We start from the raw sequence: 16,920 nt of genomic DNA on the forward strand, positions 1-16,920 counted from the left end.
GTCTTTACCCGATCCGGACGCGCCCTGCAATGCGCCAATTACAACAACCCTCGAAAATGTGGAAAGGCTCGGGAAGAATTTAGGTTTTGCTCAAGATGCCGAGTGCTGTCAGATGGTTATCCCAGCTGATGCCTGCATTTTGGCTTATAATTTCCGTCACTTCGTAGGATGCATCGCCATACCGGATGGCGCCGTTTCCATCACTAATTGCAAAACTGCCGACATCCAGCGGTGCAAGGCCGCAGCCGTCGGTAACTTGTTGGAAGCCGATGAAGGAGCGCCTTTCAACATCCCAGTAGAGGATCTTGCCGCCACGCGGGCAGGAGGCTGCGATCACGTCGCCGTGCCTGTTCATCTCTACGCTGCCGACATAATTGCCAAGCCCTTCGCTGACGCCGTCTGGCATATCCAGCAGGGTTGCAGCTTTATCGCGTCCCAGATGCACCATGAGCGGAGGTGTTGTATCTTTGGGGCCTTGAAACTGCCCGCCAACCCACACATCACCGTTGCCGTCAAAGCTCATGTGGCGCAGGGAGAGCTGATGCAGGCCAGCCTCCAGCGTATGCTGGGCAAGCAGATCCCCAGTCGCGATATCAATAAAGGCAACCGATGGCTTCATACTAGCGAGATTGAGCTTTTCGCGACCATTATCTGGGTGGGTCTGAATGCCTCCGTTGGCGACAACGAGATGAGATCCATCTGGAGAAAGCAGCAGATCATGCGGCCCAACTCCATAGCTTTCAAACTCTCCAATACGCACTGGTTGCTCACCGGAAACATCATAGATGCCGATGACGCCACGTGCATTTTTAAAATCATTTTCTGGCGCAAATGCCAATCGGCTGTCTTTTGAAAAGACTCCATGCCCATAAAAGTGGCGATCGGCAGGAGATGTGAAAACGATTGGTTCCCGCTTCCCCGTCAGGTCAGCAAGCACAGCAAAATTCTCTGGTCTGCGCGCAAAGGAAAGCAGGCGCATATGCTTGCTATCATAGGCTATGGCGTGACCACGGTCAGGAAGCGGAATTTGATAGAGGATCTCTCCATCTTCGCTAAAGACCGCAATACCATAACCTCCGGTCGGCGTGCGCAGAGCACTGGCAAATAGCTGCAAATCTTCTGCTTCTGAGAACGGCAGGCTATTGGCAAACGCCAGTGATGCAGATGTGTTTAAAACCGCGCCTGAGGCGGCCAGTCCAACAAGGAACTGACGTTTGGATAAGGAGATAGGTTTAGTCGCCGTCCAACGCATTGAAGCCTCCTGCAAGACCAAGGTAACCGGCGAGGTCTTCTGACATCACATCTTTTATCCCGCCGAGGACCGTGGACAGATAAAGCAGCTTGTCACGTACATCTGGGGTTTTTCCGGTGTCCTGAAGTGGTTTAGGTAACTGAGAAAGCACTCGCGTTGTATTGGAAAACTCAAAACCTAACGAATTTGCTACCCAGCTTTGCTCATTGTCCAGCACCTGCGCATATCCGCCAAGCTCATAGGCGCCTTGCAACCCAGTCAGGCTGGCAGAAAGATAGGTGATCGCATTGCCGCTGCGGGCAAATGGAGCTTTCTTCGGGTTGGCTTTTTTCTCTGTCTTGCCAAGGACAGAAAGCAGGTACTGGTCTTTGTTAACTGTCAGACCTGTTGTGATGGCGTTAAAAACCAGCTCAGCAGCTTCTTTGTGGGTATGCACCACACCACCACCTTCACTTGGTTCAAGAAGAACTTTGGAAAAGCCCTTGGGGTCTGCCCATTCAGCTTCCAACGTCTGGCCTGCACCTGCCAGATTTATGCTGATACTCTGCGCATAATCACACAGGAATTTTTTGTCTTTGCCGGTACCAAGCGTCAACTTGCCGTCGCTGGCATAGGCGATGCGCTCTAACGCAGTCAGGCCCTGCAAGGCAACGCTCTTGGCAGAAAGAGAAGCAGGTGTAGTAACGGTACTTTCTTGCTTTGCAACGATCTTGTTGATCTGCCGCCGTACAACACCGCGGCTATCTGGCAAGAAGGCAAGGCGCTGAGCAAGGTTATCTTGCGCCATTGGCCCAAACCGTAGGAAGTCGACGCCTGCAATAGCGGCAACTGCGGTGCTGAAGGCATCCTCAAAAGCAGCTGAGTTGCCGGGATCTGAGGTGATGCAAACTTGCTGTGTACGCTCTTCAAGCTCCCTCAACGATCCGGTAAGTTGTTTGGTTGCCGGCCGAATGTAGTTCACGACAGTGGATCGCGTGAACTGGGCATAGTTGGAAGCATCTGCCGCTAAACCAGGCGATGAGACAGTCGCGAGCGAGACGATGAGCGCGCTGAAAGAGACAGCAGTCTTAAAGAACATCAAAGGGACTCCAGGAACCGGATCAAGTTTGCGCGATCTTTGGCAGGCATTTCGATCACATTGGTTTTGGCTGTTTCAGCTTCTCCGCCATGCCATAATATGGCTTCCAGAAGCCCGCGAGCGCGCCCGTCATGCAGGAAGAACCTGTGTTTATTGACAGTTTCAGTCAGACCAATACCCCAAAGCGGCGGCGTTTTCCATTCATTCCCGCTTGCTGAGCCAACGGGGCGGCTATCCGAAAGGCCATCACCCATGTCGTGCAGCAACAAATCGGTATATGGCCAGATCAATTGGAATTGATGTGCTTTTGTCTTCGTGTTGCGGCTGGTGACGTATTTGGGTGTATGACAGCTGATGCAACCGGCCTCGTAAAACACTTTCTTGCCAGCCAGTACGTCAGGGTCATTCACATCACGGCGGGCAGGCACAGCAAGGTTTTGAGAATAAAAGGTGACAAGATCCATGACTGGATCGGGAGCTTCAGAAACGCCCAGATGTTCTTGCTCACCTGTTGCCAGCTTTAAACACTCGGTTTGCGGCTGTGTGCAGTCGCCATAGTTGTTCGGCTTGTAGGGGGTAGAAATTCCGATGTCGCCGGAAAAGGCTCCAGCCGTTTGTGACTGAATACTCGAGTTGCTGCCCTTCCACCCAAAACGGCCAATTGCTTTTGGCGCTTCATCAGCAGAGTTAACCCAACTTACACGGCCAGAAATACCGTCAGCATTCGTATCTTGCGGGTCAGCCTTGGAAAGTATGTCAGATGGTGCGATCGCTTCCAGCAGGCCAAGGCCAATCATTGGCGGGGCAACACGCGGGGATATCAATGTGTGTTCCGAAAGCGGGCCGTATGCCAGGTTCTGTATTGTGTAGGTGGGCTTGCGTAAAGATGCAGTTTCCCCGCCAGAAAGCTTAACTTCAATCTCTTTATAGGAGATTTTCATCTCACCTTCGCCAGCCAACCCTGGAACGCCAAAGTTCTGCAATTGGCCGCCGTATGTTGGCTCTGGGATAAGCGGCAGTTCGCCACTTTCAATCAGGTCGCGCTCTTCCTGTGTTGAGGGGGCAACTGAAAGGCGGAGGAACATGGAAACTGGTCGCTCATCGCCAATTGGCGGGCGCCCGCGTCCATCCTTCAAATGACACCCTTGGCAAGACCGCGCGTTAAACAGGGGGCCCAGGCCATCGGAAGCCTTGGTGGAACTTGGAGAGGATACCCAGAGCTTTTTGAAGAGCCCGTTACCGAGCTTGAATCTCTGCTCCTGCTCAAAGGTAAGGTTCGCACTTGGGTGAGAAAATGAATCTCGGTTGAGGTGTTTGAGTGAAGTTGCCTTGCCCGCCTGCATCATTTCAAATTTTTCAGCTTTAGAAAAATCTGCCGGAGCGTTCAAAACCTGGTGAACCTTGGTTTTGTCTTCAACGCTGAGATCGGTTCGCTGGTCCAGATCAATGGCATTGGCAGCCGGAATAGCGATGCTGGCAAAAATGGCGGTGGTGGCTATCACTCCGGCGCAAGCGCGAAGTATGGCTGGAACCTGTCCTGGCATAGTTGGTGCCTGTATTGTCAAAAGCCTTCACAAAAACGCTGTTCCGCGCAAAACTGCGCAAACTTCAACGCAAGCGGAAGTAAAGGAGAGTAAGTCCCGCATAAGCAAGCTTGATGCGGGACCTGGTTTCTTATTCAAACACTGCAGAAGGGTCATCAAGGCTGTCGGAGCCTTCAAAGGCAACCTTCTCCAGCTTCAGCACTTTTACAGCGCGCTGAATGGAAGTGGTCTGATCGATGAGGCTATCAATAGCGGCTTGCACAACCGCATTGCCTTCAGTGTTACCTTCTCCGATCATCTGATCGTAGGACTCGGTGGTTTCTGCGCGGGTTTTCAGTGCTGTAAAGGTGCCAACGGAAGCGTTGAGCTTACCTTCCAGCTCTGCTGAAACTGCGGAATCTGCTTTTGCAAGCAAGTCCTTAAGAGAAGCGCCTTCAACAACAGAACCATCAACGCGGGTGTACTTACCCTGGAAGACGTTATTGATGCCAACCACATCGTTATAGTGGGACATATGAGTGTTGTCAGAGAAGCAATCGTGCTCTTCTTCAGGATCATTCAGCATCAGGCCCAGCTTCATCCGCTCACCAGCAAGCTCGCCGTAGGAGAGGGAGCCCATACCAGTCAGGATAGTCGCGATACCGCCGGCTTCACCCTTGTCGGCTAGGTCCTTGCGTGCTGCACCGCCGGTATTCCATGCGTCAGCCATCTCTTCCAGATCGGTAATAAGAAGCTTGGTTGCAGCCTGAAGGTAGTCAACGCGGCGCTCACAATTGCCACCGGTACAGTTCTGGGTGTCAAAATCTGTCGCCGGGCGGTTGCCAGCCCCTTTGCCGGTCCCGTTAAGGTCCTGCCCCCACAACAAAAATTCAATTGCGTGATAACCCGTTGCAACATTCGCCTCAACTTCACCAGCTTCCTGAAGCTTTTCAGAAAGCAGGGCAGGAGTGATTTCGGTTGCGTCGATTTCTTCTCCAGCAACAGTCACTTTAGCGTTTGCAATAATGTTAGCTGCATACAATGGGTTTTCTTCAGACTCGCTGCCGTAAGAACCGTCAACGTAGTCGATCAAACCTTCATCGAGTGGCCATGCGTTGACCTTGCCTTCCCAATCATCAACCACAGCGTTGCCAAAACGGTACACCTCGGTCTGCTGGTAAGGGTTACGAGCGGAAACCCACGCACGCCGCGCCAGCTGCAGGTTTTCTTCGGTCGGCTCAGAAACAAGCGTGTTGATTGCACCTTGCAAGGCTTTTGCCGTTGTCAAAGAATCTTCGAATGCGGCCTGTGCGATGTCGCCGTAGTTTGTAAGAACGTCTGAAGGAGTTGCCGCAACAGCAACAGTTGAAAGGCTGCCGAGTGCGACAGAACCGAGCAGAACGCCACGGATAAAGCTCATTGTGATCCCCTTAAAAGTGCAGTGCTTTTGGTTTGTGCTACAAGCAAACAGTTCGAGCTACACGAATTCATTCAACAAAGGTATTCATGCCCGATAGCATGAGAAAGCTGCCGCTATTTCATATTTATGAGTGTTCTTGTCAAGTTTTAAACTTCACAGTTTCAATAGGTTAGATTAATTCTAAATATGATTATTTGATGCAACTTATTGGATGAAATAGCTTTTCGCCACTTTTGCTCTTGCAAATCATTCGCAAAATAGAACTGGATAAATTCAGAAACGCACCGGAATCCACGAGCCATTCGTTACTGTTTGTTTGTCATATCTTGACTTCGTTTTGCCTTTGCGCTTTTTCGGAACCTTCATCAGTTACAATCGATTTAATTGGTCCCAATCAGTCCGTCTGTCTGCACCAAAAAAGATAAGAACAAAGTATGGCAGCACGATTACACACGCTTGCTCAATTGGTTATCCGTGGCTGGAGCGCAAATGCACTTCGCATGTTGCTGGTTCATTATGCCTTTGTTTTCTTGGGCGCTGTTGCAATCACGCCAATTGTGCTTGGTCTTGGAAACTTTGTGATCGGGTTATCCGGTAGTGCGGTGCTGGCTGATTACGAGATTGCCTCTTTCTTTTTTACGCCGTTGGGTCTGTTGGGAGCGTTCGTTTTTACTGTTGTATTTGTTGCAATGGCACTGCTGGAACTGGTTGCTTTGCTCGCGGTGCTGGATAGACCGGAAAGTACCGTGCCTGCCGCGCGCAATGCTTTGCTTTCAACGTTGGGCATGTTCCCGCGCCTTGGCATTTTCACTTGGCGGCTGACACAAAGATTGCTGGTCGCAATGGTTCCCGGCGTTGCGGTTATTGTTTTGACTGTGTTTGCTTTCCTGCAAGATCACGACATTAACTATTATCTTCAATACCAACCCGTAGAGTTTTGGCTTGCCGCATTCTTCGGCGGAATTGGCTTGTTCCTTGCGATTATTATGCCTCTTTACGCAATTCTTGTGTGGGGGCTATCGCTGCCACTTGTTGTGTTGAGAGACCATCCGGTGGGCTCCGCATTCTCGCGAGCAAGATTTCTCTCTCGCGGCTTACGGCCAGTGTTTGCAGGTGCAATTTCCTTGTGGTTGCTAATCGACATACTGGTCCATGCACTTTTCCTTGTTGCTTTGGAACAGGTTGGCTCCTACGCGATTTCTTTCGTGTCGCAATCCGCTGAGATGTTGGCTGCTATTCTTGGCAGTTTGGTTGTGCTGCTTTTCGTTGGGAACACTTTGATAAGTGGGGTAATGCTGGGAAGCTTAGCATTGATCTTAAAAGCTGCTCTGTACTTGGCAGATGGGAAGGGGCACAGGTTTTCTGAGGTACCTGACACGCCAAAACTGGAGAACAAATGGACCATTGCCCTGACCCCTTTTCGTCTTGGTTGTGTGATCGCCCTGTTAGGGACCATTGTTGTCCTCGCTGGAACCTATTGGGTGTCAACGGACTTGCCACAAAAGGACGTTTTGGTCATAGCCCATAGGGGAGCCTCCGCGCATGCACCAGAAAATACAATAGCGTCTATTGAGCAAGCAGTTAAAGACAAAGCAGATTGGGTTGAGGTGGATGTTCAGGAGACGGCAGATGGGGCTGTGATCATCGCACATGACAGCGATTTTATGCGGTTGATTGGCAAGCCTGCCCATACCTGGGAGCTGACACTGGCTGAAATGCAAGCGTTTGATGTGGGAGGCTGGTTTTCAGCTGAGTTTGAGCGACAAAGAGTACCAACTCTGCAAGAGGCCCTTGAGGCGGTCAAAGGCAAGGCAACTCTCCTTATTGAGTTGAAATATTATGCCGGCAGCCTTGTCGAAAATTTGGAGGAAAAGGTCGCCCGCATTGTCACTCAAGCCAAAATGGAAAACGAAGTCGCGATTATGTCTCTAGAGCGCTCTGCGCTTAAAAGAATGGGGAAATTAGAGCCCTCGTGGAATATAGGCCTTCTTACGGCCACATCTATCGGAGACTTGTCAGAACTTAACGGAAATTTTGTAGCTGTCTCCTCTGCCTCTGCGTCTTTAAGCTTCATAAGAAGAACACAAGAGACCGGAAAACTCGTTTTTGTTTGGACGGTTAATAATCCGTCTACCATACTCCGCTACATATCCATGGGCGTGGATGGAATTATCACGGATGATCCTGCACTGGCGCGTAAGACACTGGAAGAATATAAAGAAATGAACCAGTTCGAGCGGTTATTACTTCATACCTCTGTCCTTTATAACCTTAGCTTGAACTAACATTTCGGCCATAAGAAACCTGTATATGCCTTATATTGTCTTAGTATTCTTGGGTGCGTTGCTCACTGCGCTTTCTATGATCAACCCTGCAACGTCGAAACAGCCTGTCTTGTTGCATGGAGATCGTCAGACGGTGAATGCGATAATTGCCGAGGTTAACCTACCTGATGACCGTCGCGGCCTTGTGCATGTGATTTTGGAAGACGCGCGTGTAAGAGCTGAGCGATTGGACGGCAATTTTCAATTGATTTCTGCAAGTGCTGAAACGCTCTCTGAGCTGCCTGTTGAGACTTTCACGCTCGAACAACTGGACGCCGAGACCAGAAATGAACTTGTCGAAGTTCTGGACGAAGAACAAATGACAGAGCTGCACCGCGCGATTGAAGTGGTTTTGGCAGAACATAAGACTACCAGCGAGAATTAGGTTCTAACGACTTATTATCTCGCTGAATGTTAATCGCTATTCATCGTCATCACTATCGGGAATTGCAAGATCTACTGCGCCTCCGACGATACTCGTTCCCACTTTTGCTGTTGTTGTAACAGCTGTGGTGGCAACTGAAACGGCAGCCCCTCCAACTGAAACTACCGCACAACCTGAAATGCCAAGTAATGCTGCAAACATACTAGTTGAAACTACGAAAATTCTCATCACTTCCCCCAAAATAGCCTTCAGCCTCTTGAAAGGTCACTTATTTTAGTTAAATTTTGAGGGTATTAATTGCAATTTTCCTACTTAATCCCTGCCCTCATGAAACTCTGCACAAATTGTCTTTGAAAAAGAAGAAAAGCAATTAGAAGTGGACCTGAGGTCATCAGAGTTGCAGCATTAATGACGCTCCACTCGACACCACCATCTACTGCTGCAAATATTGAAAGCCCAACGGTCACCGGGCGCGTTTCAACAGAGTTTGTGATGATGAGTGGCCAAAGAAAATTGTTCCAGTGATGGCTAACAGAGACAAGCCCATAAGCTAGGTAGGTTGGAATTGCCAGCGGTACATAAACCTTCCATAGCACTGTTAATGGGCCAGCGCCTTCCACGCGTGCGGCTTCATCCAATTCCTTTGGGATGGTTTTGAAGGTCTGGCGCAGCAAAAAGATCCCAAAACCAGAAGCCATATAAGGTAGGCCTATTGCCACAATCGTATCCATAAGTCCTAGAGTACCGATCATCTTATAATTCTCGACGATGAGTATGTCTGGCATCACCAACAGCTGCAGAAGCACTAGGGTAAACAAAAAACCAGAACCAGGAAATTCAAAGCGTGCGAAGGCATATGCAGCCAAAGTCCCCAAAACGAACTGTGCGATCAAAATGATCGTCACCAACATGAATGTATTGAGGAAATAGCGTGCAAACGGTGCTGCCGACCACGCCTTGCTGAAATTCTCTAGGGTCACGGGCGCAAATAACTCAAAGCGTGCTTCGTAAGCTGCCGGATGGAAGGCAGTCCAGATCGCATAAAGCAACGGGAGCGCCCAAAGTAATGCAAGCGTCCATGCACCTAGACTATTAAAAAATCTGTCATAATCGAACTGGCGTGGGGGCGCTGTTTGGGTGGGCTCAAGAAGAGAAAGGTCGCTCATTTGTAATGCACCCTACGATCCATGAAAAAGAATTGGCCGATGGCAATGATCGATAAAATGGCCAACATGACGACTGTCAGCGTTGCTGCATATGAAGTCTGCCAGTACTTGAACGCGACCTCATAAATGTAAAATAGCAAAAGGGAAGACGCATTGTCTGGCCCGCCACCTGTCATCGCAAAAATGTGGTCCACCAGCCGGAAGGAGTTAATAACAGCGTTGATAGATACGAACAAAGTTGTTGGCATTAACAGTGGAAAGGTAATCTTCCAGAAGAAAGCCCAACGGCTTGCCCCTTCAATATCCGCGGCTTCTTTGTAAGAGGGCGGAATGGCCTGTAGGGCGGCGAGATAAAATATCATGAAGAACCCAGCTTCTTTCCAGATTGTCACGATCATCATGCAGATGAGCACAGTCTCCTGGCTCCCAAGCCATGAGTTCTCTGGTAGCCCGAAGACACCCATGCGGATCTGATCAATTAGACCAAAGCCCGGTGTGTAAAAAAACATCCATATATTTGCGACTGCGATCAGTGGTAAAACCGTCGGAGCGAAGAACGACATGCGCACAAGACTGCGGCCTTTGAGCTTGTCATTCACCCAAATTGCCATCAACAAAGATATGCCAATGGAGGCGGGGATGGTTGCCAGTGCGTACCATAGGTTATTGACCAGCACTTTCCAGAAGGTTGGATCGGAAATGAGCTCCTCGTAGTTACGCAGGCCAACAAACTTTGCAGGTCGGCGTCCGCGTGACGTGGAGAAGAAGCTATTGATGATGGTGGTGATGGCCGGGAAGTGTGTGAAGGCGAACAACATCACCATTGCTGGTGTCAGCAATAGCCATCCGTAAATCCACTGCATGCGTTTGGTCATCTGATCCCCCGTGGAAAATGCTAGGACGAGGCGCAAGGGAAAGCGCCCCGTCAACTCATGTGACGACAGACCAATTAGCGATATTCAGAAAGAATACGGTCAGCGTCCTTTTGAGCACTCTTCAGCGCGTCCTCAGCAGACTTTTTGCCGGTAATGGCAGAATGTAGCGCGTCGTTGAAGATGCGCGTCACGCGCTGGTTTTGATAGGTCGAAAGCTCTGCAACAGCGTGGTCCAACTGCTCTCGGGCAACCAGTGCTGGAGGGAAGTCAGCAACATAGGCTTTCATCTCATCGGTTTCCCAAGCTGCAGGAGATGGAGCAACATAACCCGTTGCCATAGACCATTTAGCAGCCTGCTTCGGAGCCGTGATCCACTTTACAAAGTCGATAGAAGCTTTTTCCTGCTCTTCACTGGAATCTTTAAAAATGTAGAAGTTTCCGCCTCCGGTTGGTGCGCCGCGGCGTTTGTTTGCTGGCAACATAGCAACGCCAAACTCAAAAGGTGCATTGTTGCGAACATTGGTCAGGTTGCCCGTGGAAGTCCATATCATCGCAGTGTTGCCCTCAAAGAACGCCTTTGGAGTTGCGCCCCACTCGATGATACCCGGCGCCATCACGCCATGCTTGGCGGACAGATCGACAAGGTACTCAAGCGCTTCAACAACCTTCGGGTTGTCGAAGTCGGTTTGGTTTCCGTCCGCGTTTGCCAAGATAACATCATTCTCGGTGGTCAGACCTTGAAACAGCCAATAAGGAAAACCGGAGGAAGGGATGCGCACGCCCCATTGGGTTACATTACCGGAGGCATCTTTTTTAACCAGCACCTTACCCATGGAGACCATTTCTTCCCATGTAGCAGGTGCTTTTTCAGCATCTAAACCGGCAGCCTTAAATGCTTCCTTGTTCCAGTAAAGTACCGGAGTCGAGCGCTGGAATGGAATGCCGTAGGTCTTACCGCCAGTCTGCGAATTCTTCATGAAAGCTGGATAGAAGCTGTCCAGCCACTTTTTGTCTTCCTCTGAATTTGCGATGTCATCAAATGCAAGGATAACGTCCTCGTCGATCAGGGTGAACATGTCTACAGACAGGATCACGGAAAGCTGAGGAGGGTTGCCGCCACGAGCGGCCGTCAGGGCCTTTGAGACCGTGTCTTGATAGGATCCAGCGTAAACTGCATCAATGTTTACATCAGGATTTGCGGCAGCATATTCAGCAGTTAATTCTTCAATCGTTTGCGCGGCCATTCCCCCAACGGCCACTGGGAAGTAAAACTGGAGATCAACCGCGTAAGCGCTGATCGCAGTACCTAGAGTAAAAGCTGCTGTAGATGCAGCAAGGCGTAAAGACTTGAAAATGAATTTCATAGGTTTATACCCTTTAATTGCCCTTTTTAAACGGGGCACTCCAATGCGCGTCAGCGCGTTTCTCAAGCCGGTTCGAATTGCACCTCGGCCGGCTTGATTTCCTCCCGGCGCTTGCCGGTATCCCCATGGAAAGTTGCGGGAATTTCCGCATCCCAAGTTAGCCCAACTGTCTGGCCCGGTTTCAGTTCTGTTGTGCCTTTAACGCGCACAAGCATTTTTTCGCCACCTACAGAACAGTTAGCCAGCGTATCAGCGCCCATGTACTCAAGGCTAAGGACCTGTCCTGGAATACCGTTTTCACCAGTTAGTCTGATGTCTTCAGGACGAAGCCCCAGTCGTGATCCAACAGACGTTTTGGGCAACAAGTGCTGTACTGTTAATGGTGTTACGGACCTAATTGCATCCAGCGAGACAATATTCATTGGTGGTGTGCCGATAAACCGGGCAGTAAACACACTCGCTGGGCGTTCGTAGATTTCCTTAGGGCTGGCCGCTTGCTCAACCTGTCCATTGTTCATCAGCACAACCTGATCAGCCATGGTTATGGCTTCAGTCTGGTCGTGGGTGACATAGACCATCGTCAGGCCCAACTGTTGCTGGAGCGCTCTAAGTTCAACACGCATTTCCTGACGGAGTTTTGCGTCAAGGTTAGAGAGAGGCTCGTCCATAAGGCAAACGGGTTTTTGGGAGACAATTGCCCGGCCAAGAGCAACGCGCTGTTGTTGCCCCCCAGACAACTGCGAGGGCTTCCGCTCGAGTAAATGTGAAATCCCAAGAAGGTCGGCAGCGTGTTTAAGGCGTCCATCTCTCTCTGCTCTGCCAACTTTGCGAACTTTCAAGCCAAATAGAATGTTTTCAGCGACAGAAATATGAGGAAACAGCGCGTAGTTCTGAAACACCATCGAGATGTCTCGCTGAGCAGGGGAGCGGTGGGTCACATCTCGTCCGCCAATGCTGATTTGTCCAGAAGTTGCCTCTTCCAACCCTGCAATTAAGCGCAGGGTGGTAGATTTTCCGCACCCGCTAGGGCCTAAGAGAACTGTAAAACTTCCACCCGTTACAGATAGGTTGACCTGATTTACTGCGGTTGTATCTCCCCAGGATTTGGTCAGGTTTGAAAGTTCCAGATGGGCTGGGTGCTTCAGGTGGTTCATAAACCTGACTCCTGTTTGCAAACAACAAGTTCTGCAGGCGACGTTTCGATGATTGCAAGGATGGCGGCGGGAGGGTTTTCCTCGCAGAAAATCTTGGTCACATCTGTTAGGGAGCCTGACCGGACATGGGCCTGACGACCAAACTTGGAGCGATCCACAACAAGGAACGATTGGCGGCAATTCGCCATGATTGCTTGCCGAGCGGCAGCCTCATCCTCGTTGAAGTCGAGCAGTGTTCCGTCGGCGTCTACGCCCGCAACACCAAAGATACCAATATCGAACTTGTAGCTTCGGAAAAAAGCCTCTGCATTGGAGCCCAAAACGTCCAGGTCTCCGTGACGGAGCCTTCCGCCTGTAATACTAACCTCATTTGAGGTGTTCCTAAGAGCTGTGATCGCTACGTTGATGTTGTTTGTGAAGATTTTTAGGGCTTCGTGACCCTCAAGTGCCTCCGCAACAATCTCAGGTGTGGTTCCGATTGAAAATGCAAGTGTTGCGCCATCGTCGATATAGTTGGCCACTGAAAGTGCAATGGCGTTTTTGGCGTCCAAATTTAAGATCTTGCGGGCTTTATAGGTAATATTTCCGCGATTGGGCGGCACCTCTACACCGCCATGTACGCGCCTTAACAGTCCCAATTCGCTCAACCTATTGATGTCGCGGCGGATTGTCTGGGTGGTTACTTCAAACTGCGTTGACAAAGACTCCACGCTCGCGAACCCGCGTGAACGTACAAGAGAGATGATCTCTGATTGCCTGGTTGAGAGTACTGCTTCCATCACAAAATCTGCTTTATGCTGCAAATAATTCGTTCATATGAACACCTACTATGTTCATATGAAACTTATGTGATATCTCAGATAAATAAAAGTAAAGCTTTTTTAGCAATAAATTCTAGGTACTTATACCGAGCCACCCAACAAAAAAAGCGCGCTCTGCTTGCAGAACGCGCCTCAAATTCATTTAGGGTACACAGACTCAGGTGAGCTGAGTAAAGAACTTCAACCGTGCTTTGTGCGCCTCTGCAATGTGATGGCGTGCCGCTTTATCTGCTCGCTCACAGTCACGTTTAGAAATTGCATCTACAATTTCTGCATGCTCCTCAATTGCAAGGCGGCGGCGGTCATCATCTGTCAGCGTCGTACCTGCAAGAAGCAGCAGGGATAAGCGCATGTGATCGATCTGCTCAACCAGATACCTGTTGTGCGAAGCAAGATAGAATCGACGGTGGAACTCGCGATTGGTCTTAATCAGGCGCTCCGCATCTGCAAGGTTTTGCATATCGGAATCAACCATTTCCTGCAGGATTTCAATTTCCGCAGCGGATGCGTGTTGCGCGGCGAGACGACCAGCAGTGCCTTCAAGCACCTCTCGAAGAAAATAGAGCTCACTGATCTGGTTATGATCCAGACTTGGAATGACCATTCCACGGTTTGGCTCGTGAACAGCAAGTCCTTGTGCCTCAAGCCGTTTTAGACCTTCGCGGATCGGTGTGCGACTGACGCCGAATTTCTCCGCCAGTTCTGCTTCCCGCAAGCGACTGCCCGGTTTCAGTTCACGGCTTTCAATAGCTTTAATGAGACGACGATAAATCTCAGCTCCGTTGGGTGAATTGGCGCTCACATCTTATTCCCGGGACTAGTAAAGGCTTGGTTTGCAGCTCCCACAGTGCCAGCCTCGTCAAAAAAGGACAGGCAGGGCCGCAAGACGGTCCTGCCAGTTTCTACATGAAATTACAATAAGGCATAGCACAGCCTAGTTAATAACTAGCATGCTTAAGTTGTTTTGTGCTTATGCACCACCTGCAGGCCAAGGGCCGTGATAACCGGAACCATCCTTGTCGGTGCGCTCAAAGCCATGCTGACCGAAGAAGTCGCGCTGGCCCTGAATCACATAGGCTGCAGTGCGCTTTTGGCGGATCATGTCAAAAGAGCCTAGAGCAGATGAAAGTGCAGGTGTTGGGATTGCATTACTGATACCCATGCACAGAACTTCGCGAAGACCCGGAACAGCATCTTTCATGCGCTCTGCGATGGTTGGCGCAAGGTAAAGAGACTCCAAAGTTGGGTTCTCATCATAAGACTGTGCGATTTCATCCAAAAAGCGGGAACGGATAATGCAGCCCTGACGCCAGATGCGGGCAATATCGCCCATCGGCAAGTCCCAGCCGTTTTCCTTGCCACCAGCTGCGAGGACAGCAAAGCCTTCAGCGTAGGCAGCAATTTTACCTGCAATCAATGCGCTCTCACATGCATCGATGCCTTCCTGTTTCTCTTCCCAGCTAAGAGTTTCATCAAGCTGTGGGTAGACCTCAGCAATCTCCTGACGCAGCGAACGGCTTGCAGACATGCAGCGCGCAGCCACAGCAGCATCAATACCGGTTGCAGGAACGCCAAGTAGGTGGGCCTCAACAGCTGACCAGCGACCAGTGCCTTTCTGGCCTGCAGTATCAAGGATAATGTCGAGAATTGGCTTGCCGCTCTCTTCGTCGATCACACCCATAACATTTGCTGTGATTTCAATGAGATAAGAAGCAAGTGGGCCTTCGTTCCATTTGGAAAAGATCTTTGCCTGTTCCTCAATGCTAAGGCCAAGTGATTTAGTCATCACTTCATGTACTTCGGCGATCATCTGCATATCGGCATACTCAATACCGTTGTGCAGAGTCTTCACGAAGTGGCCAGCACCTTCAGGTCCCATCAGTGCAACGCAAGGCTCGTCATTGTGCTTTGCCGAAATAGCCTTGAGAATTGGCTCGATGCGGCCATAGGCAGCTTCGGAAGCGCCAACCATGATGGAAGGTCCAAAACGAGCGCCTTCTGCTCCCCCTGAAACACCCATTCCAACAAAGGTGAAAGGCGTGTCTGCCAGCTCTTTGTAACGACGGTTGCTATCATGAAAGTCGCTGTTGCCCGCGTCGATCAGAATATCGCCGTCCTTCAGATGCTCTCTCAAAACAGAGATCTGCTGGTCAACAGGAGCGCCTGCAGGAACCATTAAAATGATAGGGCGGGGGGCTTTGATGTTTGCGACCAGCTCTTCTGAGCTGTAGCAAGGGATAAACATGTCTTTGAGGTGCCCGGCTTTTTCCATAAATGCCTGGGTGCCCTCTGCAGTGCGGTTGTATACCGCCACCTTATAGCCATTGTCCGCAATGTTGAGAGCTAGGTTGGCTCCCATAACGCCCAGCCCAACAAGGCCGATGTCTGCCTGTGTCATCAATACTCTCCGCGCTGCATATGGTGCACAGACACGCGCAAAACTACCCCAATAGATAACTTGGAGATCGTATGCGCTTGTGCATTAGAAACTAGGTCAGTGGCATAGGTGAAAAACGAGTTTTTGCCAAGCTACGAATAAGAAAATTCCGCAATAGCCTAATAAAACTGCAGAAATAGCGCTTTTTTGGAAGCTTCCTTATTTCATGGATATCGAAAGCACCTCTTTTGCAGCTATCTCCAGCGCCACAGCTGACTCCTGCAACTGACTGCGCTCCAGATCGTCCATACTTGGAAAGAGCGTCGCCTCAATACCGTCTGCACCCAGAACGCGTGGAACGGATAGCGCTGTGTCCTTCACGCCAACAATCTCCTCATTGACGATCGAAAGGCTGATCACAGCGTGTTCGTTGGTCAAGATGGCTTTTACAATGCGTGACAAACCAGCGCCGATGCCATAGTTGGTCGCGCCCTTGCCTTCAATGATGGAGTAGGCGGCATAGCGTACGCCATGATCAATGCGATTACGGACTTCCTGCGTAATTGGCTTGTTGATTTGTTCTGCAAAGGTGAACAGGGGCGTGTTGCCTGCTTTTGCACCAGACCAGATGAGAACCTCGCTGTCACCATGCTCGCCAAGAACGTCTGCATGGACAGAGTTTGGTGTGATGCCAAGGTGTTTGCCAAGCAAGGTACGAAAGCGTGCAGTATCCAAAATTGTGCCAGATCCGATAACACGGCTGCGCGGTAGGCCGGAAATTTCGGTCGCAATCTGAGTCATGATATCAACGGGGTTAGTTGAAATGATCAAAATGGCATTTGGTGCATATTTCAAAACTTCTGGAATGACGCTTGCAAACACGCCTGCATTGCGGGCCAGAAGCTCAATACGCGTCTCGCCCGGTTGTTGGCTGACGCCAGCTGCAATAACAACAACCGTAGCATTTTTCAGGTCGCTGTAATCACCGCTGATAATGCTCATTGGGCGGGCAAAGGGAGTTGCATGAAGAATATCTTCTGCCTGGGCAACCGCTAATTGAGGGTTGTAATCGACGAGTACAATTTCGTTGCCCACACCGTTCAGAGCCATGGCATAGGCTGCGGTACTTCCAACTGCGCCAACACCAACTACACCGATCTTCATAGGCTATCCTTTTTGTT

At 50.2% G+C, this 16,920-nt stretch carries 15 protein-coding genes; 2 read left to right on the forward strand and 13 right to left on the reverse strand.

Annotation, left to right across the window (positions count from 1 at the left end):
* Positions 1-79: 79 nt before the first annotated feature.
* The 4 genes from BMZ51_RS06810 to BMZ51_RS06825 all read right to left on the reverse strand — a co-directional run bounded on the left by BMZ51_RS06810 (position 80) and on the right by BMZ51_RS06825 (position 5,273).
* Positions 80-1,252 carry a DUF1513 domain-containing protein gene (locus BMZ51_RS06810; RefSeq protein WP_068005071.1) on the reverse strand — a complete coding sequence of 391 codons (1,173 nt, stop codon included), beginning with the start codon at positions 1,250-1,252 and terminating at the stop codon, positions 80-82.
* The gene (locus BMZ51_RS06815; RefSeq protein WP_068005072.1) at positions 1,233-2,330 is read right to left on the reverse strand and encodes an imelysin family protein; all 1,098 of its coding nucleotides are present in this window, start codon (positions 2,328-2,330) and stop codon (positions 1,233-1,235) included. The genes BMZ51_RS06810 and BMZ51_RS06815 overlap by 20 nt, the downstream gene beginning before the upstream one ends.
* The gene (locus BMZ51_RS06820; protein ID WP_068005074.1) at positions 2,330-3,874 is read right to left on the reverse strand and encodes a di-heme oxidoreductase family protein; all 1,545 of its coding nucleotides are present in this window, start codon (positions 3,872-3,874) and stop codon (positions 2,330-2,332) included. Before BMZ51_RS06820 ends, BMZ51_RS06815 begins: the two co-directional genes overlap by 1 nt.
* Before the next feature lie 130 nt (positions 3,875-4,004).
* Positions 4,005-5,273: an imelysin family protein gene (locus BMZ51_RS06825; protein ID WP_068005075.1), complete on the reverse strand. Its 1,269-nt coding sequence runs from the start codon at positions 5,271-5,273 to the stop codon at positions 4,005-4,007.
* Positions 5,274-5,707: 434 nt separating this feature from the next.
* On the opposite strand from BMZ51_RS06825, the gene BMZ51_RS06830 reads away from it, so the two are divergent.
* On the forward strand, positions 5,708-7,558 hold the full coding sequence (locus BMZ51_RS06830) for a glycerophosphodiester phosphodiesterase (RefSeq protein ID WP_068005078.1): 1,851 nt from the start codon (positions 5,708-5,710) through the stop codon (positions 7,556-7,558).
* A gap of 25 nt (positions 7,559-7,583) precedes the next feature.
* Positions 7,584-7,982 (forward strand): hypothetical protein, encoded by a 399-nt coding sequence (locus tag BMZ51_RS06835; protein ID WP_068005079.1) that lies wholly within the window; start codon positions 7,584-7,586, stop codon positions 7,980-7,982.
* Between the two features lie 36 nt (positions 7,983-8,018).
* Here the strand turns inward: BMZ51_RS06835 and BMZ51_RS23880 are convergent, their stop codons facing one another.
* The 9 genes from BMZ51_RS23880 to BMZ51_RS06875 form a co-directional block, all read right to left on the reverse strand.
* Entirely contained in the window at positions 8,019-8,210 is a 192-nt protein-coding gene (locus BMZ51_RS23880) for a hypothetical protein (RefSeq protein ID WP_139201349.1), read from the reverse strand.
* Positions 8,211-8,290: 80 nt separating this feature from the next.
* Positions 8,291-9,148, reverse strand: coding sequence for a carbohydrate ABC transporter permease (locus BMZ51_RS06840; RefSeq protein WP_068005081.1), 858 nt, complete (start codon positions 9,146-9,148; stop codon positions 8,291-8,293).
* Positions 9,145-10,023 (reverse strand): carbohydrate ABC transporter permease, encoded by an 879-nt coding sequence (locus BMZ51_RS06845; protein ID WP_068005082.1) that lies wholly within the window; start codon positions 10,021-10,023, stop codon positions 9,145-9,147. Before BMZ51_RS06845 ends, BMZ51_RS06840 begins: the two co-directional genes overlap by 4 nt.
* 74 nt (positions 10,024-10,097) lie before the next feature.
* On the reverse strand, positions 10,098-11,387 hold the full coding sequence (locus BMZ51_RS06850) for an ABC transporter substrate-binding protein (RefSeq protein ID WP_068005084.1): 1,290 nt from the start codon (positions 11,385-11,387) through the stop codon (positions 10,098-10,100).
* A 62-nt stretch (positions 11,388-11,449) separates the two neighbouring features.
* Positions 11,450-12,541 (reverse strand): ABC transporter ATP-binding protein, encoded by a 1,092-nt coding sequence (locus tag BMZ51_RS06855; protein ID WP_068005085.1) that lies wholly within the window; start codon positions 12,539-12,541, stop codon positions 11,450-11,452.
* Positions 12,538-13,320, reverse strand: coding sequence for a DeoR/GlpR family DNA-binding transcription regulator (locus BMZ51_RS06860; RefSeq protein WP_175485000.1), 783 nt, complete (start codon positions 13,318-13,320; stop codon positions 12,538-12,540). The genes BMZ51_RS06855 and BMZ51_RS06860 overlap by 4 nt, the downstream gene beginning before the upstream one ends.
* A gap of 199 nt (positions 13,321-13,519) precedes the next feature.
* Positions 13,520-14,164 (reverse strand): GntR family transcriptional regulator, encoded by a 645-nt coding sequence (locus BMZ51_RS06865; RefSeq protein WP_068005089.1) that lies wholly within the window; start codon positions 14,162-14,164, stop codon positions 13,520-13,522.
* Positions 14,165-14,332: 168 nt separating this feature from the next.
* Positions 14,333-15,760, reverse strand: coding sequence for an NADP-dependent phosphogluconate dehydrogenase (gene gndA, locus BMZ51_RS06870; protein WP_068005090.1), 1,428 nt, complete (start codon positions 15,758-15,760; stop codon positions 14,333-14,335).
* Positions 15,761-15,958: 198 nt separating this feature from the next.
* Positions 15,959-16,903: an L-lactate dehydrogenase gene (locus BMZ51_RS06875; protein ID WP_068005092.1), complete on the reverse strand. Its 945-nt coding sequence runs from the start codon at positions 16,901-16,903 to the stop codon at positions 15,959-15,961.
* Between the last annotated feature and the right edge of the window lie 17 nt (positions 16,904-16,920).

The organism is Pseudovibrio axinellae (assembly GCF_900110875.1).
GTDB classification, from domain to species: domain Bacteria; phylum Pseudomonadota; class Alphaproteobacteria; order Rhizobiales; family Stappiaceae; genus Pseudovibrio; species Pseudovibrio axinellae.